General features: G+C 43.9%; 15 protein-coding genes and 1 other annotated feature. Of the genes, 11 read left to right on the top strand and 4 right to left on the bottom strand.

All coding sequences use genetic code 11. The annotated features are described in order from the left end of the window. Positions 1–3 precede the first annotated feature (3 nt). From ACSYSR_RS02900 to argH, 9 genes are all read left to right on the top strand, one after another. The gene (locus tag ACSYSR_RS02900; RefSeq protein WP_489816181.1) at positions 4–2199 is read left to right on the top strand and encodes a glycoside hydrolase family 65 protein; all 2196 of its coding nucleotides are present in this window, start codon (positions 4–6) and stop codon (positions 2197–2199) included. 45 nt (positions 2200–2244) lie between these two features. Next, complete coding sequence (gene pgmB / locus ACSYSR_RS02895) at positions 2245–2937, top strand: beta-phosphoglucomutase (protein ID WP_489816182.1); 693 nt, start codon at positions 2245–2247, stop codon at positions 2935–2937. 363 nt (positions 2938–3300) lie between these two features. Next, on the top strand, positions 3301–3816 hold the full coding sequence (locus ACSYSR_RS02890; RefSeq protein WP_489816183.1) for a TetR/AcrR family transcriptional regulator: 516 nt from the start codon (positions 3301–3303) through the stop codon (positions 3814–3816). Position 3817: 1 nt separating this feature from the next. Next, entirely contained in the window at positions 3818–4870 is a 1053-nt protein-coding gene (locus tag ACSYSR_RS02885) for an ABC transporter permease (RefSeq protein ID WP_489816184.1), read from the top strand. A 4-nt stretch (positions 4871–4874) separates the two neighbouring features. Then, positions 4875–5549, top strand: a complete 675-nt coding sequence (locus ACSYSR_RS02880; protein ID WP_252773273.1) for an ABC transporter ATP-binding protein — start codon at positions 4875–4877, stop codon at positions 5547–5549. A 437-nt stretch (positions 5550–5986) separates the two neighbouring features. Beyond that, positions 5987–6214 (top strand) — a binding site (T-box leader). A 58-nt stretch (positions 6215–6272) separates the two neighbouring features. Then, a complete protein-coding gene (locus ACSYSR_RS02875; protein ID WP_252773272.1) occupies positions 6273–7736 on the top strand; it encodes an ABC transporter substrate-binding protein/permease in 1464 nt (487 codons plus the stop codon). Continuing rightward, the gene (locus tag ACSYSR_RS02870; protein ID WP_489816185.1) at positions 7729–8472 is read left to right on the top strand and encodes an amino acid ABC transporter ATP-binding protein; all 744 of its coding nucleotides are present in this window, start codon (positions 7729–7731) and stop codon (positions 8470–8472) included. The genes ACSYSR_RS02875 and ACSYSR_RS02870 overlap by 8 nt, the downstream gene beginning before the upstream one ends. Before the next feature lie 113 nt (positions 8473–8585). Beyond that, positions 8586–9800, top strand: a complete 1215-nt coding sequence (locus ACSYSR_RS02865) for an argininosuccinate synthase (RefSeq protein WP_489816186.1) — start codon at positions 8586–8588, stop codon at positions 9798–9800. Between the two features lie 11 nt (positions 9801–9811). Continuing rightward, positions 9812–11194: an argininosuccinate lyase gene (gene argH, locus ACSYSR_RS02860; protein ID WP_489816187.1), complete on the top strand. Its 1383-nt coding sequence runs from the start codon at positions 9812–9814 to the stop codon at positions 11192–11194. 138 nt (positions 11195–11332) lie between these two features. Here argH and ACSYSR_RS02855 read toward each other — a convergent pair whose 3' ends face one another. Next, on the bottom strand, positions 11333–12244 hold the full coding sequence (locus tag ACSYSR_RS02855; RefSeq protein WP_491708342.1) for a metal ABC transporter solute-binding protein, Zn/Mn family: 912 nt from the start codon (positions 12242–12244) through the stop codon (positions 11333–11335). Then, positions 12241–13158: a LysR family transcriptional regulator gene (locus ACSYSR_RS02850; protein WP_252773267.1), complete on the bottom strand. Its 918-nt coding sequence runs from the start codon at positions 13156–13158 to the stop codon at positions 12241–12243. The genes ACSYSR_RS02855 and ACSYSR_RS02850 overlap by 4 nt, the downstream gene beginning before the upstream one ends. Before the next feature lie 201 nt (positions 13159–13359). Between ACSYSR_RS02850 and ACSYSR_RS02845 the strand changes: the two genes are divergently transcribed. Both ACSYSR_RS02845 and ACSYSR_RS02840 read left to right on the top strand, forming a co-directional pair. Beyond that, positions 13360–14982 carry a malolactic enzyme gene (locus ACSYSR_RS02845; protein WP_252773266.1) on the top strand — a complete coding sequence of 541 codons (1623 nt, stop codon included), beginning with the start codon at positions 13360–13362 and terminating at the stop codon, positions 14980–14982. 174 nt (positions 14983–15156) lie between these two features. Beyond that, the gene (locus tag ACSYSR_RS02840) at positions 15157–16113 is read left to right on the top strand and encodes an AEC family transporter (RefSeq protein ID WP_252773265.1); all 957 of its coding nucleotides are present in this window, start codon (positions 15157–15159) and stop codon (positions 16111–16113) included. 265 nt (positions 16114–16378) lie between these two features. Here ACSYSR_RS02840 and ACSYSR_RS02835 read toward each other — a convergent pair whose 3' ends face one another. Continuing rightward, positions 16379–17740: a threonine/serine exporter family protein gene (locus ACSYSR_RS02835; protein WP_489816189.1), complete on the bottom strand. Its 1362-nt coding sequence runs from the start codon at positions 17738–17740 to the stop codon at positions 16379–16381. 167 nt (positions 17741–17907) lie between these two features. Continuing rightward, on the bottom strand, positions 17908–18594 hold the full coding sequence (rpiA, locus tag ACSYSR_RS02830) for a ribose-5-phosphate isomerase RpiA (protein WP_252773263.1): 687 nt from the start codon (positions 18592–18594) through the stop codon (positions 17908–17910). Positions 18595–18729: the final 135 nt, after the last annotated feature.

Raw genomic sequence — 18729 nt, 5'->3', positions numbered from 1 at the left:
GTGATGAATGGTCAGCAGATGGTTTTAAAATTAAACGATATAAGTTCTAAAAAACATGGAAATCTTGCCGCTATATTTTCTTTGTCAAACGGGTATGTTGGCATACAAGCTAGTAATCCAATTAATGGATCAAATGATACTGGTACTTTAGTTAACGGTTTTTTTGAATATAGTCCAATCACATATGGTGAAGCCGCCGCGTTTTATCCAAAAAATAATCAAACGATTGTTCCGGTCTTAAATCTGAGAAAAATCATTTTGCTAGATGAAAATCATCATCGGTTTGATACTGCCACAATCAAAGATATTTCCCTCAATTTGGAGAACGGACAATTACACGAAGTTTATGAAGTCAGTAATCAAGCTCATAAAAAAATCGAAATGACAGTGGTTTCAGCCATTGATCAAAAGAATTTATCTTTTTATGGGATTAAATTTTCTTTTAAGCCGCTTTCGTACAAAGGAAAATTAATAGTTGATAAACGTTTTAAATTGGACGCAATCAGTGAAGCTGCTGATTTTGGGGCACAGGAGGATCCACGGAAAACACGCAGAGTTAATAGTGCAGCAAAGCAGATTATTGCTAGTGCTGATGATCGAGAAATGCTAAAAATCGCAACAAAAAAATCCAATCAATCAATCACAATTCAAGGGCGTTCAATATCCGAAAAATTGTTAACTGAACGTGATTTAACAACAAGTTTTGACCTCACTTATATCTATCAAGTTAGTAAAGGGGATGAAAATAAGGTTGTTCCAATAGAGCAACATAGTTTTGTAAAGATAAAAGAGAATAGCCATCAGTTCTGGGAAAAGGTTTGGCAACAAAGTGCAGTAATGATTTCAGGTAACGATGAGATCAACTTGGCTCTCCACTTTAATATTTTCCAATTAAATCAGGCTGCGGGGAGGGATGGGCACACTAATATTGCCGCTAAAGGCTTAACTGGTCCTGGCTATGAAGGACATACTTTTTGGGACACAGAAATGTATATGATGCCCTATTTTATTTATACGAATCCAGAAATTGCTAAAAGTCTGTTAATTTATCGATATCATACGTTAGCTTTTGCAAGGAAACGGGCGCGGGAATTAGGTGTTGATAGTGGTGCATTGTTTGCTTGGCGATCAATTAATGGCGAAGAAACATCGGCATATTATCCAGCAAGTACAGCAGCATACCATCTTAACGGGGATATAGCCTATGCAATTGGGAAATACTATGAGGCTACTGACGATGATGAATTCATGGAAAAATATGGTTTCGAAATTCTACTCGAAACAGCTCGGTTTTGGAGAGAATTCGGGTCATGGACAGAGAAAAATGGGCAAAAAAAGTTTGAATTCTTGACGGTTACCGGCCCAGATGAGTACACGGCAATGGTCGATAATAATTATTTTACTAATCGAATGGCTGAAAATAACCTTCAACTGGCCTACACGGTGGGGCACAAATTAGCGGTATCAAATCCGAAAATATTATTAAAATTAAATACCTCCGAAAATGAGCTACGTCAATTCCAACATCTTTCGACCAATATATATTTTTCAAGAAATACGCAATATGCTATTAATGCCCAGGATGATAGTTTCTTCAGTAAACCAATCTGGCCGTTTCAAACGACCCCAAATTCGCAATATCCGTTACTGCTGCACTATCATCCACTTCATATTTATCGCTATCAAGTTAATAAGCAAGCCGACACCATCCTTGCTGATTTCTTATTTCCGGAAACAATCACTGAATCCCAACTTGGCAGAGAATTTGATTATTATGAAAAAATTACGACACATGATTCTTCCTTGTCTCGCTCAATCTTTAGTGCAGTAGCTGCCAGAATGGGGAACGTGAAGAAGGCATATAGTTATTTTTCTGATACTGTTCGGATGGATTTAATTGACCTTCAAGGAAATACAGAAGACGGATTACATTTGGCTAATTTGGGTGGGAGCTGGCTCGATGTTGTTCAGGGATTTGCCGGTATGCAAGTAACCGCTCAAGGTATTCTGAAAATATTGCCACATCTACCAGAAGAATGGAATTCATTTGAATTTAGATTAATGTTTAAAAAACGGTTACTAAAGTTTGTAATCGATCAGCAGACAACAGAAATTACCTTGATAAATGGTGACCCATTGGAAGTTATTATTAATCAAAAAAAATACACCTTATCGAAAATAATCAAAATTAATAATTAAGGTAATCAAATGGGAAAGTACCGCTAGCAATGGAGGGAATAAAAAGTGAAGTTTGAGGATATCAAGGGAGTTATTTTTGATTTAGATGGTGTTATTTCGAATACATCGCGGCTGCATAATGTTGCATGGCAGCAGGTGGCCAAGCAAGTCGGAGCAAAATGGACGGAGAGTCTTTCGAATAACTTGAAAGGAGTTAGTCGACAGGATTCACTCGAATTAATTTTACAAGCGGTACCTGCTGACCACCAATATAATGAAAGGGAAAAGCAAGAATTAGCCAATGATAAAAATAAGCATTATTTAAGGTTAGTTGATAATATGACTAAAAATGATATTCTTCCCGGAATTGTCCCGTTTTTAGAAAGTTTAAAACACAACAATTATCAATTGGCTTTAGCATCGGCATCCAAAAATTCGTCAAGGGTATTAGAAAAAATAGGGCTGAGTCATTATTTTTCTGAGATTGTTGACCCGCAAAAATTATCTAAGGGAAAACCAGATCCGGAAATCTTTACAACGGCAGCAAAATTATTAAGCCTTAAACCAGATCAATGCATAGGTATTGAAGATGCTGCAATGGGAATACAAGCGATTAACGCAGCTAATATTTTTTCAATCGGTATTGGTGAGCAAGTTATTTTAAAAGATGCTGGCATCGTTTTTGAAAATACTAACTTGTTAACATTAAACAATATCCGAGAATATTTTGAACAAAGAGAACTGCGACAAACAATTTAAAAATAGATTTTCATGGCCAGATTATACAGTTATGATATTGACGTGAAGGTTGTCATTTTTCAGGTAATAATAGCTGTTAAGTTTATCCATTTTAGAGTAACGGTCGATCATGAATTAACTCGTTATTGTTTCAATATTTGGTCAGGTTCTTTTTAATAAGCCACTATGTTGGCTTATTTTTTTGCTTTTTTTAAATAAAAATGCAATTTAGTGAGGTTGCCTAACAGCAAGGAACGACTAAGTTATTCAGCAAAACAAGGGCGGGTGTTCAAGAGCGAATTACGATTTATTGTTGACAGTGTGTCATAAACGAGTAAACTAGAGAATGAATAATGACACGGTGTCATTTCAGGGAGGATAAAAGTGCCAAAACCAACATTTTTAAACTTAAATGCAGACAAAAAGGAAAAAATTAGTCAGGTTCTCTTAGAGGAATTTTCGACCTCTTCGCTCTTAGACGCCAATGTTAACAATATTGTCAAAGCGGCCGGAATTGCTCGCGGATCTTTTTATACTTACTTTGCTGACCTAGAAGATGCCTACCGCTACACGTTGGGCCAGGTGATGGCGACGATTCATGAGGGTTTTGTTGGGGATAACCCATTTCAAGCGACTCGATCTTTTATTGGCCGAGTGGAACAAAATCCGTATTACGCCTTTTTAAGTAATTATTATGTCGTTGATGAGGCTATTTTGGCGGCTCATCACCAAGAAACCAGCAGTAAAAACTGGGACCAAGCGACGGCTGATTTGCCACAATGGCTGGCCAACGTTGCCGTTCACCATTTGATTCGCGAATATTTTTTAGCACCAACCGACAAAGAGCAGATTTTGGCCTTATTAGATGCCTTGTCAGGCTGGAACAAGCAGGAGGTTTAAGATGTTTTTAGCATGGCATGAAATTAAAAAAGAAAAGTTACGTTACGGGTTGATCGTAGCAGTCATTGCGATGATTGCCTATTTAATTTTTATTCTAAGTGCCTTAGCACTTGGGTTGGCCAATGAAAATACGGCGGCGGTGAATAGTTGGCAGACCAAATCAGTGGTGTTGAGTAAAGATGCTAACGGCGACCTTAGTCAGTCCTTGTTGACGCAGGCAGATGCTGACCGGGTTTTGGGAAAGCGGGCTGATTTACTCGCCTTAACCCCAGGCATCTTAAAGAAGGGTGAGCTCCGCGACTCGGCGATGTTTATTGGCTTGAGTAAAAACAGTCAGGTGGCCCAGAGTATTTCGTTGACAAAGGGCCGCTTGTGGCAAACTAAGAATGAAGTTGTCATTTCTAGTAAGTTGGCCAATCAGGGGATCAAGTTAGGGCAGCAATTAACCCTAGGGCTGCAAAGTCAGCCCCTAACGGTTGTCGGTTTTGCCAAAAATGCGGAATATAATATGGCACCAGTTGTATATGGCGACCAGTCACAGTGGGCTGCCATTAAGGGGACAACTGCTCAATTTGTTGGTTCAGGCTTTGTTAGCCGGGGAAAACTGACCGTGCGTGACGGGAACTTACAGGTAGTTACGAAGGCGGCATTGTTTGAAAAAATGCCTGGTTATAGTGCGCAAAATAAGACTTTCGTGTTGATGATTGCCTTTTTGATCCTGATTTCAGTTGTGATTGTGGCCATCTTCCTCTATATTTTGACGGTGCAGAAGATGGAAAACTTTGCTGTCTTACGGGCACAGGGAATTCCGGTTAGCTATTTAGTGTTAAACACCTTGTCGCAAACCATTTTAATGATGGGTGTAGCGGTAGTTGTTAGCATGGCCTTGGCTCTCGGCACGAGTGCTATTATGCCAGCAGCGGTGCCAATGTTCTTTAACTTTAGTTTGATTGGTCTGACAGGCTTGGCTTTGGTTGTTATGGGGCTATTGGGTGCTGTGATTCCGATGCGGTTGATTGCTAAAATTGATCCAGTAACAGTGATTGGAGGGTAAGTACATGGAAAATTTAGTACTACAGCAAGTGAATAAGACCTTCGGTCACGGGTTAAATCAGGTTCAAGCGCTGCAGGGTGTCGATTTTATTGCCAACCGTGGTGAGCTCACGCTGATTTTGGGGCCATCTGGTTCCGGGAAAAGTACCCTGCTGACGATTTTAGGTGGCTTACAACGTCCAACTAAAGGGAAAGTTTTGATTAATGGTCAAGATATTAGCCGGTTAACTGGCAAAGAAGCTGACCGCTTTCGGTTAGATCATATTGGCTTTGTGCTTCAATCCTATAATTTAGTGCCGTATTTGACGGTCAAGGAACAATTCGCTTTAGTGGATAAGGTTAAAAAAACCGAAAACTTGTCACCAGCTGCTATGGATGGTTATTTAGAACGACTGGGAATTACGCAGTTATTAGATAAGTATCCGGGTGAGTTGTCCGGTGGGCAAACGCAGCGAGTGGCAATCGCGCGGGCATTGTATGCGGATCCTGATTTTATTTTGGCCGATGAACCAACGGCTGCTTTGGATAGCGAGCGGGTGGCAGAGGTTGGTCAACTTTTTCAGGAAATTGCTCGACGTGAAAATAAGGCCGTGGTCGTCGTTACGCATGATTTACGGTTAAAAGAAGATGCTGATCGAATTTACGAATTAGTCGATGGTCGTATAAAGGGATCAAATTAGAAAAGTTTCGTTAAAATCCGTGTCAATTAGAAGGTCGGTTCTTTGTTCTAATTTGATTAGGAAGTAAAAGAAAAATAGAAAAAGGCGAACCCGGTTGATGGTCTTCGCCTTTTTATTTCAATCACAAAAGTGATCGTGCCATTCCTCGTTTTAATTTAGTAAAACAAAAAAACTATGTTTTAAAGAGAAGTTTGCAAGTTATAACTTAGCTAACTAAGCAAATGCGCTAGCATAAAATGATCTTCAGAACGGTCAGTAAATTTTTTTGGAGTGATTAATTCTAATAAAGTTCTTTTAAATTAAAATAAGCAAATGTTTTTCCATGATCATTTCCCTTAAAATCAGCTTTTTTACCTAAAAAGAACGAATAAAACGAAAAAAATTTGCAAAAACTCTTGCAAGATTAGGTTTCAGTGCTATAATTATTAAAAACTAATAATAAAACGTTAATTAGGAAGTAGTAATCTCCGTTTTGTAGCTCAGTGAAGTGTTGGTTGGTGTGAAACACGTACAGGCGAAGATGAACGTCACCTATAGTTGTATGCGATGAAAACCATACTGGGCGCTCCCATTACAGAGCTGACGATTTGAAGTTTAGATCGAATAATGAGAGATACCCTTTTTGGGTATAAGTAAGGTGGTACCGCGTGCAGAACGTCCTTTAGTCGAAAGACTAAAGGACGTTTTTTTATTGGTTAGGAAAAAAGGGAAGAGGACGAGAAGATGAAGAACATAACGAAGTGGTTGCAACAAGCATTCATCACAATCACTATTTTGGTTGTCGCCGGATTAGGCATGACCCAAGTGGCCCACGCTGATGATGGTTTGCAAAAGATTAAAAAAGCGGGAGTGATGAAGGTAGCAATTTCGCCGGATTACCCACCATACGAATTCCAGGTGAACAAAAACGGCACTTCAACTGATGTTGGAATGGACGTTGACATTGTCAAGCAGATTGCCAAGGACCTGGGCGTGAAATTAGAAATCAAAAACATGGACTTTAGTTCTGTCTTGGTTGCCGTCCAAACCGGCAAGGTTGACATGGCCATTGGGGGAATCAACCCAACCGACGAACGTCGTCAAAGCGTCGACTTTTCAAAGATTTATTACAACGGTGGCCAAAGCTTTTTGATTAGTAAGACAAACGCTGCGAAATATAAGACGGCTAGTGATTTACAGGGAACTAAGATTGGCGCCCAAACTGGAACCTTGCAATACGATTTGGCGCAACAAAAAATTTCGGGAGCCACGGTTGTGGGGATGGACAAGACACCAAACCTGATTTTTGCCTTGAAGACCAACAAGGTAGCAGCTGTTGGGGTTGAGAAGCCAGTGGCCCAAGCTTACGTTGCTAATGACAAAGATTTGAAGATGATTGATTCCGGTTACCAGTTGGACATCAACCAAACCGGTGCAGCGATTGCCTTTGCTAAGGGAAACCCTGAATTGGTAGCAGCAGTCAACAAGTCGATCGATAAGATTGAGGACCATGGCTGGATTAATACTTACTTGAAGAATGCCGGTAAGAACATGTCCGAAAATACGGTGGACACGTCAATGCTGCGCTACTGGCACTATTTCTATAGTGGCTTCTTAAACACCACCTTAATTGCTTTTGTTTCAGTTGCCTTTGGAATTATCTTAGGAATTATCTTGGCCTTGATGAAAATGTCAAAGTTTAAGGTCTTGAGCTGGCCAGCTATTTCTTACATCGAAATTGTCCGGGGAACACCAATGATGGTTCAAATCCTCTTGGTTTACTTTGGTCTTGGTGCTTTGATTAATATTCCAGCCCTAACGGCTGGTATCATCGCCGTTTCCTTGAACTCCGGTGCTTATGTTGCTGAAATTATCCGTGGTGGAATTACTTCATTGGATAAGGGACAAAAGGAAGCAGCCAAGAGTCTTGGCTTGAACCAAAAAGACACGATGCGCTTTGTGATTTTGCCACAAGCCTTTAAGAACATTTGGCCAGCATTGGGTAATGAATTTATCTCAGTCATCAAGGAAAGTTCTATTGTTTCGATCATTGGTGTGACTGATTTGGTTTATGAATTGAACATCGTCCGCGCTGACACTTACCGTGGTATTGCGCCAATCGTGGTTGTCATGGTGATTTACTTCTTGATGACCTTTATCTTGACGCGGGGCTTGAACTACTTAGAAGGGAAGATGAACCATGACTAATCCATTAATTTCTGTAAAACATCTCAAAAAAGACTTCGGTGGCAATGAAGTTCTCAAAGATATTAACGGCGACATTGATGCCGGTCAGGTGGTCTGCATTATCGGCCCTTCTGGTTCTGGTAAAAGTACCTTGCTTCGTTGCATCAACCAGTTGGAACGTCCAACTAGCGGTGTTGTTGATTTCAACGGTGTTGACTTAGCTCAACAATCTGATCAGGAATTGGCCAAGCTTGGTGAACAAATCGGCATGGTCTTCCAAAACTTTAATCTCTTCCCCAATATGTCGGTCTTGGCTAATTTGAAATTAGCGCCAATGCGAGTCAAGGGCATGCCCGACGAAGAAGCGACTGCCGTAGCGATGAAATACTTGACGAGTGTTGGTTTGGCTGACAAGGCTGATGCCTTCCCAAACAGTCTGTCTGGTGGGCAAAAACAACGGGTGGCCATTGCCCGTGCTCTAGCAATGCAGCCTCAGGTTTTGTTCTTCGACGAACCGACTTCTGCCTTGGACCCTGAAAATGTCGGTGAAGTCCTCAAGGTCATGAAGTCATTGGCGGATGGCAAGATGACCATGGTGGTCGTCACCCACGAAATGAACTTCGCCAAGCAGGTCGCTGATGAAATCTGGTTTATGGCTGATGGTGTGATTCAAGAAAAGAATACACCGAACGAGTTGTTTGACCACCCACAAAATCCAAAGACCCAGGACTTTATTAGTAAAGTTTTGGCTGATTAAAAAGAGGAACTAAACTGTGGCAGTCGGTGCGAATAACTAAGTGGCTGATTCGAAGACCAGTAGTTATTCCAAATAAACAAGTGAAATTGATGGAAAAATAGAGGAGAAACAAAATGACAAAGAAAATTGTATTGGCATATTCAGGTGGACTCGATACTTCTGTGGCAATTCCATGGTTGATTGATAAGGGCTATGAAGTCATCGCCGTTGTCTTGGACGTTGGTCAAGGCGGCAAGGACTTGGATGAAATTCAAAAGAAGGGCCTCCAAGTGGGCGCAGCTCAGTCAATCGTTGTTGATGGTAAGGAAGAATTTGCCAACGAATACGTTGCCCCAGTAATCAAGGCCAATGCCTTGTATGAAGGTGCCTATCCTTTGGTTTCAGCACTTTCACGGCCATTGATTATTAAGAAATTAGTTGAAATTGCCCATGAAAACGGGGCCGATGCAATTGCTCACGGCTCAACTGGTAAGGGCAACGACCAGGTTCGTTTCGAAGCAGCGATTCATGCCTTGGATCCTGATTTGGCCATCGAAGCCCCAATCCGTGACTTTCACTGGTCACGTGAAGAAGAGATCGATTACGCCAAGGACCACAATGTTCCGGTGCCAATTGGTAAGCAATCACCATACTCGATTGATGCCAATCTGTGGGGCCGGGCCAACGAAGCCGGTATCCTCGAAGATCCTTGGAACATTGCCCCCGATGATGCTTGGGGCATGACGGTTGCACCAGAAGAGGCACCAGAAGAAGCGACATTTTTGGACTTGACCTTTGAAGAAGGGTTGCCGGTCGCCCTTGATGGGGAAAAGTTGACCTTGGCGCAGTTAATTGTGAAGTTGAATCAAATTGCTGGTGCCAATGGCATTGGGCGGATTGACAAAATTGAAAACCGTTTGGTTGGCATTAAGTCTCGTGAGGTTTATGAAGCACCAGCCGCAGCCGTGATTATGGCTGCCCACAAGGATTTGGAAGACCTGACCCTGGAGCGTGACGTTGCGCACTACAAACCTTTATTGGAACAGAAGGTGACGGATTTGATTTACAACGCACTGTGGATTACGCCACTCTTTGATGCCTTGCAGGCCTTCATGGATCAGACACAACAGGTTGTCAACGGCACGGTGAAGATGAAGCTCTACAAGGGCCAAGCCGTTGCCGTTGCGCGGAAGTCTGAGAAAAACTCACTGTATAACAAGAACTTAGCCACTTATACGGCAGCCGATAGCTTTGACCAAGTTGCTGCTGGAGGCTTCATTAAGTTGTGGTCATTGCCAAGTATGGTCTTTGAGCAAGTCAACCACATCCATTCAGAACAAAAGAAATAGGAGGGAATCAAATGTCCGATAAATTATGGGGTGGCCGGTTTACCGGCAAAGCAGCAGAATGGGTCGATGAATTTGGCGCCTCAATCGGCTTTGATTATCGGTTGGCAGCCGAAGACCTGGAGGGTTCATTAGCTCACGTGAAAATGTTAGGGCAGCAAGACATTATTTCAGCTGAGGAAGCTGAACAAATTAGTGCTGGTCTCCACGCTATTCAGGCTGATTTGGCCGCTGACAAGGTGGAATTTTCCGTTGCCAATGAGGACATTCATCTGAATATCGAGTCCTTGTTGACGAAAAAAATTGGTCCGGTTGCGGGAAAGCTGCATACTGGCCGGTCACGGAATGATCAGGTGGCTACTGATTTTCATCTGTGGGTTAAGCACCGCTTGCCAGCAGTCAAGGAAGCCATCACTGAGTTGCAGCAGACCCTTCTTGATTTAGCCAAGAAACATGCGGGTGTGATTATGCCCGGCTATACGCACATGCAACACGCCCAGCCAATTAGCTATGGCCACTACCTGTTGGCCTATTTTGAGATGTTTCAACGTGACTTTGAGCGGTTTGAATTTAATGAAAAGCATACGGATATGCTTCCGCTTGGAGCTGCGGCCCTAGCTGGTACGACCTTCCCCATTGACCGCCAACTAGTGGCAGACGAATTGGGCTTTGACTCTATCTACCACAATAGTTTAGATGCGGTTTCGGACCGGGATTTTGCCCTCGAGTTTCTCTCGAACGCCTCCATTTTGATGGTCCATTTGTCACGGATGGCGGAAGAACTGATTTTGTGGGGAACCTATGAGTTCAATTACATCGAACTTTCGGATAACTTCTCAACCGGATCATCGATTATGCCTCAAAAGAAGAATGCGGACTTTGCCGAACTTGTTCGGGGAAAGACCGGGCACGTCTTTGGTAGCCTAATGGGATTGTTAACGGTGATGAAGGGGCTGCCTTTGGCCTACAATAAGGATATGCAGGAAGATAAGGCAGCCACCTTCGAGGTCATGGATACGATCTTGGCCTCCGTAAAGGTCTTTACGGGAATGTTATCAACGATGACAGTTCATGCTGATCGGATGGAAGCCGCTACGAAGGATGATTTCTCGAATGCGACTGAATTGGCCGATTATTTGGCTACGAAGGGGGTGCCATTCCGTCAAGCCCACGCTGTTGTTGGTGAGTTGGTTTTGAAGGGCATTCAGACAGGGCAAACACTCAATGAGATGTCTTTGGCTGATCTCCAAACCGCTGATAGCCATATTGAAGAAGATGTCTATGAAGAGCTGACTTCCAAGGCGGCCGTTAACCGCCGAACTTCTCTTGGTGGTACGGCCGTTGCAAACGTTCTCCAGGAAATCAGTCGGGGACAGGAACGATTGGCAGCACGGTAGGTGGTACAAATGATTTTTGAATAACCACTAACTTAGGGTTACTGCGCTAATTCAAACCAATAAAAAAACACCGAACAGGTTCGTTCGGTGCTCATGAGAGTGAAGGTAATCTGCCTTCACTTTTTTGTTTGCTGATTTTTACTTCGCAACAATTTCTTGAACTTGCTTCAATTCACTGAGTTTCCAGTCGACGTAAGAAGTTTTCTCAGGTGAAGTTTCTGTCACCTTGACGATTGGAATGTTGTTGTCCTTGGCCAACTTGACGATTTTATCAACTGTACCACCTGTGGTTTGCGTGTTGTAAACCAAAAAGGCGAGTTCGTGGTTCTTAATCTTGTTTTGAATGTCAGTCAAGACAGCTGGAGAAGGATCATTTCCTTCTTCAATGGCTTCGGCGAAATCAGTTCCGACCACGTTCGCACCTAAGGCGTCCAACATGTATTCATAGACTGGTTCAGTTTCCATGACTTCCTTACCGGCGACTGCAGATTTCAATTCGGCGATCTTGTCGGTCACTGGCTTCAGCTTTGTAGCGTAGGCCTGTGCATTGGCTTGATAATCAGCCTTGTGCTTAGGGTCCTTCTTGCTGAGCGTGTCAGCCAATCCCTGCGCGGCCTTAATCATGTTGGCTGGGTCGTTCCACAAGTGGGGGTTTGAGCCAGACTTCTTGTTTAAAATATCGTTACCAACATAGAGCACTTGGGTTGACTTCGACGTCTTGGCTAATTTCTGCAACCAAGCATCGTAGCCCAAGCCGTTTCCAAAGGCAATATCAGCCTTGGCAACCTTTTTCGCAATGGCGTTAGTTGGTTCATAATCTTCTGGTGAAACGGACTGTTTGGTAATAATGGCTGAAACATCAGCATGGTTGCCGGCAACCGTCTTGGCCAATTCGGCATAGACATTGGTTGAGGCGACAATGGTTAATTTGTCAGACTTTTTGTCATCTTTTTGACTGTTGCTTTGCCAAGCAACTAAGCTACCAGCGACAGCCAAAATCAGTACTAAGATTGTGACCACGATGGTTGTTTTCTTCTTTTGCATCATCATTCCTCCAATGGGGGTGTTCTGTGATCCGGCCAGCCAATTTTGGTGGCGGCCAAGAGCTCATCAAAAATCAGCTGTTGTTCGTCCGTTAAGACGATGTCTTTTCGGTAAGCAAAGCCGACCTTAAATATGGGCTGGTCGTCATCTGTGATTGGCAATGTGGTCACACCCGGGAAAGTCAACGCTGGGTGGTGAACCATAAAGCCAATCCCACGATTTTGTCGAATCAGGCTTAGAATTCCGTAGGGTTCCGAGGAATTAAACAAAACGTTGGCATGAAAATGGGCGGCTCGGGCCAACTGGTCGAAAGCCTGGGTATGAACGAAGTTATCTTTCAGTAAGATGAATCTTTCGTCTTTGATTTCTTCAAATGACACGGACCCTTTTTGCACCAAGGGGTAGTCGTCGGCAGCCAGAATAGCAAACGGCTGCTCGTCAAAGGGGATTAAATTAAATTCGCTTTGATCGATGTCATCGAGATAGCCGACAAAGGAAGCGTCGAGCTCACCATTTTTTAACTGGTCGATGGCTTCTTGGGCCCCAACCTCGACTGTTTTCAAATGGGCGAGGGAATCGTCAGATAAGACCGTTGCAATGGCTGGAAAGTAAGCAACTTGAATAATGGGTGGCAAACCAATCAAAAGTGAGTCCTCACTGTCGCGTTTGATTTCCGTTTGGGCAACTTGGTATTGTTCCACAATTAAGGTAGCATGTTGTCGCAAAAGTTCGCCGGCATGGGTGAGTGTCACGTTTTTATGCGCAGCCTGTCGCAAAATGAGCTTGGCGCCAAGCTCTTTTTCCAACCGTTGCATCGCAAGCGAGACGGTTGGTTGAGAAATTCCAAATTTCTCAGAAACCTGAGAAAAGTTTCGGTAAGTTGCGAGGGCTAAATAGTATTGTAAATCGGTTATGCGCAAGGTTTTCTCCAAATTCAGTTCTTAACATTCAAGCCTACTCCTATTATAGCAAAATCTGTCAACCCCCCTTCATGAACTATAGGGAAAAGTGTGGGTATGCCACCTGTTTGACTATAATTTTCTTCGGGTTATAGAATAACAGCGTTAAGTGATTCGAACTTCGATTCGAGTTAGAAAACAAAGAAAAAAGGAGCCTATCTCATGACACCAATTGAGATTTTAAATAATCCCTTCCTCAACAAGGGAACAGGGTTCACGATGGAAGAACGTAAGGAACTCGGCGTTGCCGGTCTTTTGCCTCCCCGCGTGCAAACTTTGGAAGAACAATCAGCACAAGCATACGCACAATACCAATCAAAGCCTTCTGATTTGGAAAAGCGTTTGTTCTTGATGGAAATCTTCAATACCAACCACACATTGTTCTACTACTTGTTCGGACAACACGTGGTTGAGTTTATGCCAATCGTTTATGATCCAGTTATCGCTGATACGATTGAAAATTACTCAGAATTGTTTGTTAACCCACAAAATGCAGTTTACTTGTCAATTGACGAACCAGACGTGATGGAATCAGCCTTGAAGGCCGGTGCCAATGGTCGTGACATTAAGTTGATTGTTGTGACTGATGCTGAAGGAATCTTGGGTATCGGTGATTGGGGTACGAACGGTGTTGATATCGCCGTTGGTAAGTTGATGGTTTATACGGCTGCTGCCGGTGTTAACCCTGAAAACGTTTTGCCAGTTGTCTTGGATAACGGAACAAACAACCAATCATTGTTGGACAACGACATGTACTTGGGTAACCGTCACGAACGTGTCCGTGGCGAAAAGTATACAAAATTTGTTGACAGCTTCGTTGAAGCTGCTGAAAACTTGTTCCCTAATTTGTACCTGCACTGGGAAGACTTTGGCCGTTCAAACGCCGCTGTTATCTTGGACAAGTATAAGGACAAGATTACAACGTTTAATGATGACATCCAGGGAACTGGAATCATCACTTTGGCAGCCGCTTTGGGTGCCATGACCATCACAGGTGAAAAGTTGTCTGACCAGACTTACTTGACATTTGGTGCAGGTTCAGCCGGTGCAGGTATCGCCAACCGGATGTTTGAAGAAATGTTGCAAGAAGGTTTGTCTGAAGAAGAAGCTCGCAAACACATCTACATGGTGGACAAGCAAGGCTTGCTCTTTGACGACATGGATGATTTGACTCCTGAACAAAAGCCATTCGCCCGCTCACGTTCAGAATTTGCAAACGCTGCTGATTTGACAAACTTGGCAGCTGTTGTCAAGGAAATTCACCCAACGATTATGGTTGGAACTTCAACGCAACCAGGTGCCTTTACAAAGGAAATCGTGCAAGAAATGGCTGCTCACACTGAGCGCCCAGTCATCTTCCCATTGTCAAACCCAACGAAGTTGGCCGAAGCAAAGGCAGAAGACTTGCTTGAATGGACTGATGGTAAGGCCTTGATTGCTACTGGAATCCCAGTTGACCCAATTGAATACAAGGGTGTTAGCTATGAAATCGGTCAAGCCAACAACGCCTTGGTTTACCCAGGACTTGGTCTTGGAACAATTGCTTCAACGGCAAAGGTCTTGAATGATGAAATGATTTCAGCCGCTGCTCACTCATTGGGTGGGATCGTTGATGCAACCAAGCCAGGGGCAGCCGTTTTGCCACCAGTTTCAAAGTTGACTGTCTTCTCAGAGACAGTTGCAATCGCCACTGCTCAGTCAGCCGTTGACCAAAAGATCACGAAGGAAGAGATCGCCGACGTGAAGAAGGCCATCGAAGACTTGAAGTGGGAACCTAAGTATTAAGATTTAACTTACAAAAAACAAAGCAAAGCAACAACACATGGAAAAGGGCGAAAAGTCCTTTTTTATGTGCAATTTTTTAAAATTAGTGAAGTTCATGGCAGGTCAGTACTCATAAGTACTGATTGATAAGTGGATGGGGCTACTATGAGCGCCACCCGTAGAAGGGAGTTCTTTATGGCATTTTTAAATTCGGTTGAAAGTGTTGTGACAATCATCTTGATGATTGCCCTGGGTTTTGTTTTGCGCCAGCGGGGCTGGTTTGCTGATAGTTTTTCCGGGAATATTTCTCGTTTGATTACTAATATTGCCTTACCGGCATCGATTTTTGTCTCAGTATTAAAGTTTTTGACACGTGATAAATTAGTGTCCTTGTCTGGAGGATTGGTTTATGCCTTCCTCTCATTTGCCATCAGCTATCTAGTTGCCTACATTTTGGCTTATGTCTTCAAGGTCCGTCCTGGCCGCAAAGGGACCTTTATTAATGTTGTCGTCAATGCCAATACGATCTTTATTGGTTTACCTTTAAATGTGGCGCTTTTTGGTAATCAGGCGCTGTCTTATTTCCTGGTTTATTATGTGATGAACACGATTTCAACCTGGGCCATTGGTGCTTTGATTATCGCCAATGATCGCCCAGATAAGGGACAAAAGGCCTTCAATTGGAAGAAGCTTTTACCTGCTCCCTTGGTTGGGTTCCTGGTGGCCTTGGTCTTCTTACTTTTGGCCATTCCGGTTCCTGATTTTGCAACGTCAACATTGACTTACGTTGGTAACTTGGTCACGCCATTGTCCTTGATTTATATCGGGATTGTTCTTGCGGATGCTGGTTTAACCAGTATTCACTTTGACAAGGACACGGTTGTTGCCTTAGTTGGGCGCTTTATCTTTGCACCAACCGTTATGTTGACCCTTTTGGTTTTCGCCGGCGGCTTTTTGGGTCACTTACCACACCTTGAAGCTCAAACCTTGGCAGTGCAAGCTGCCACGCCGGCTTTGGCAGTTCTGCCAATCTTGGCCAATGAGGCCAATGGTGACGTGAAGTACGCCACGAACGTCGTCACCACATCAACCGTTCTCTTTGTGGTGATTGTGCCCGTCGTAAATACCATTGCGACACTGCTTTTTAAATAAGAAATCTTTCGGTAAGAAAACCCGCCCTTCTCGTCTTGAGAGGGCGGGTTTTTGACTGATTTAGTTACAATTGAAGAAAAAATAGGCCTGTAAAAAGGTGAAAAAAGTACCGCTCTACTTGAATAATGAAGGATAACATATCACCGTCAGCGGGCGGTGCTCTTATGGACGGCTTTTAGATCAAAAAGTTTGTAATCTTTTTGAGCAATATCCCTTGAATGTCAAAAAAGCCCCTTTCTGATCGAGGAGGGGGCTTTTTCTCAAACTAATCCACGATTCGCCATTGCTTATCGAGGACAAACCGGGCCACGAAGAGGCCAAAGGGCAAAAAGAGCATGATTAAGAGGGCCTTAGTCAGCCATTCAGCGCCGGTTCCAACGTGGTTGAGCCCGAGGTTGTAAACGCCACGGTAGATGTAGAGTCCAGGGACCATGATTACGATTGATGGTACGGTCAAAGTGATTCGGGGGTACCGTAATTTTTGGTTGACCAGGGAAGCCAGGAGCCCGGCAAGCAAGGCGCCAATGAAGGCCGCTGCCGCTGGCGGACAGTGAACGAGATCGACTAATTCAAGTCGGACCGTGTTGGCGACGGCTCCGATCAAGCCAGCCGTGATGGCCATCTTCTGCTTTGAATTAAACATCATCGAGAAACCATAAACACCGGCAAATGAGGCCAATAAGCGCAGGATAATTAATGGACCAAGGGATAGCCCCTGTGGCAAGAAATTTTGCGGTTTGAGGCCCAGACCAAGGGCCAAGAGCCAACCAATAAAGGTTGCCGTGATAATGGTTGTCAGGGCAAAAGTTAAACGTTCCAACCCTGACCGCATATCGTTCTTGGTGATATCGAGAATGCTCGTGATATAGGGGAAGCCGGGGATGACAAAGAGCATGGCGCCAACATAGCCAGCTTCATGGACTGAGGTATTGGCCCAAAAGAGACCCAAAACTTGTAATGATAGAAAATAAGACAAGCAGGCAATGGCAACGCCTAATGTTGTGGTGGCGACGGCGGTCCAATGGCGTTTTCCCAGGAGCTTACGGGTAAACTGTCCCAATCCGGCTCCAACAAAGCAGCAAATCATCTCAATCAGGCCGCCACCGAGCAGGAAGATAAAGCCGGCACAGGCTAGGCCGGCTGCTAGGCCGGATTGGTAGGGCTGGTAGTTTCCGGGTTCTTTTTTGATGTCGTCAAGTCGCCGGTGGATCAGGGCCGGCTTTTGGTCGGCATAGTCACTGGCAAAGCGTTGGACGAAGTCTTGAAGCTCGGTCAGTTTGTCGGTATTGACGCCTGAACTGGCGAGCGAGAGGCTTTCGGTAAAGGACTCAACTCCGTCAAAGCAGGCTAATGTTAGGGAGGTAAAGCCGATATCAGCGGAACAGGTCAGTCTGAGCGCTCTAGCGACCGTGTTCATGGCATCGCGCACACGCCAGGCACCAGTTCCAAAGGCAAGGAGCATGAGACCAACCCGGCCAACAATTGAAGCTCTTACCCGGAGGGATGCCTGACGGGCGGGCGCTTGATCATTTTCAATCACTTTTTCCCAGCGAATTGCCATGTGGTGGTGGAGGCGTTCAGGATGAATGGTATCTTCGATGGCAGCTTTTGTGGTGGGGGTCGTCATGGTTCTTTATCCTTCTCATGAGCTTTTAAAAAAGAGTCAATATAAATTATATGATAGGCCTTTTAAATCAGCATTTCAAGACGGTCTTCAGCGGTCTGTCAAGCTGCTTTTACCAACAAAAAGCGACAAAAAAGTCCGGCGAATTTGCCGGACTTTTTTGTTTGTAATTATGAATTACTTAATTGATCTTTGTAAATTGCTTGACCCGTATTACCGACCAATAAGACATCACAAATATCGATAAAGAGACCGTGTTCAACAACACCGGTCAAACTCTTAAGGTCTTGGGCCAACTGGGGCAAATCCTCTTGACCAGTGATATCAACGTCGATGATGTAATTACCGGAATCGGTTGTCAGGTAATTGCCGTCCTCTTGTTGACGGTAAACAGGCTTTAAATCACGGGTTTTAAGATAATTAAACACATGGTGGACACCAAACTTCACCACTTCCACAGGAAGACGGTAAGAGCCTAAGCGTTGATGCTGCTTGGAAGAGTCCACAACCCAGATATTCTTGGTTGAATTCGTGGCCACAATCTTTTCAAAAAGAAGGGCGGCACCACCACCCTTAATGCCGTTTAGGTTTCCATCGACTTCATCAGCCCCGTCGACGGTCACGTCGATACGGTCGACGGCGTCGATATCAACAACCTTTAAACCAAAACCAAGGGCAAGTTGAGAAGTTTGGACGGATGTGGCTACGCAGGTAATGTCCATCTGTTCTTCATGGGCTTTTTTGGCCAATAAATCAATAAAGATTGAGGCCGTTGATCCCGAACCCAGGCCAACAATCGCCTGGTTGGGAATCAACTCGACGGCCATTTGGGCCGCTTTTACTTTGTCATCATTCACGTTCGATCCTCCAACAACCGGCAAGGAATATTTATCATTCTTATTATAGCAGAAATGCCCCTTAAACCAATTGTGACTTTCAGTTAATGTAGGCTGAGTTTTTGAGGCCCAGTTTGTGGGCACAACAAAATTTAT

This window comes from Fructobacillus sp. ESL1096, from assembly GCF_058511985.1.
This window is presented reverse-complemented; position numbering and strand designations above follow the sequence as displayed.

What these genes read in the sequence shown, in the direction of transcription:
- ACSYSR_RS02900 (WP_489816181.1), top strand. Translation starts at nt 4, where the DNA reads ATGAATGGTCAGCAGATGGTTTTAAAATTAAACGATATAAGTTCTAAA.
- ACSYSR_RS02885 (WP_489816184.1), top strand. Translation starts at nt 3,818, where the DNA reads ATGTTTTTAGCATGGCATGAAATTAAAAAAGAAAAGTTACGTTACGGG.
- ACSYSR_RS02880 (WP_252773273.1), top strand. Translation starts at nt 4,875, where the DNA reads ATGGAAAATTTAGTACTACAGCAAGTGAATAAGACCTTCGGTCACGGG.
- ACSYSR_RS02875 (WP_252773272.1), top strand. Translation starts at nt 6,273, where the DNA reads ATGAAGAACATAACGAAGTGGTTGCAACAAGCATTCATCACAATCACT.
- ACSYSR_RS02870 (WP_489816185.1), top strand. Translation starts at nt 7,729, where the DNA reads ATGACTAATCCATTAATTTCTGTAAAACATCTCAAAAAAGACTTCGGT.
- ACSYSR_RS02865 (WP_489816186.1), top strand. Translation starts at nt 8,586, where the DNA reads ATGACAAAGAAAATTGTATTGGCATATTCAGGTGGACTCGATACTTCT.
- argH (WP_489816187.1), top strand. Translation starts at nt 9,812, where the DNA reads ATGTCCGATAAATTATGGGGTGGCCGGTTTACCGGCAAAGCAGCAGAA.
- ACSYSR_RS02855 (WP_491708342.1), bottom strand. Translation starts at nt 12,244, where the DNA reads ATGATGATGCAAAAGAAGAAAACAACCATCGTGGTCACAATCTTAGTA.
- ACSYSR_RS02845 (WP_252773266.1), top strand. Translation starts at nt 13,360, where the DNA reads ATGACACCAATTGAGATTTTAAATAATCCCTTCCTCAACAAGGGAACA.
- ACSYSR_RS02840 (WP_252773265.1), top strand. Translation starts at nt 15,157, where the DNA reads ATGGCATTTTTAAATTCGGTTGAAAGTGTTGTGACAATCATCTTGATG.
- ACSYSR_RS02835 (WP_489816189.1), bottom strand. Translation starts at nt 17,740, where the DNA reads ATGACGACCCCCACCACAAAAGCTGCCATCGAAGATACCATTCATCCT.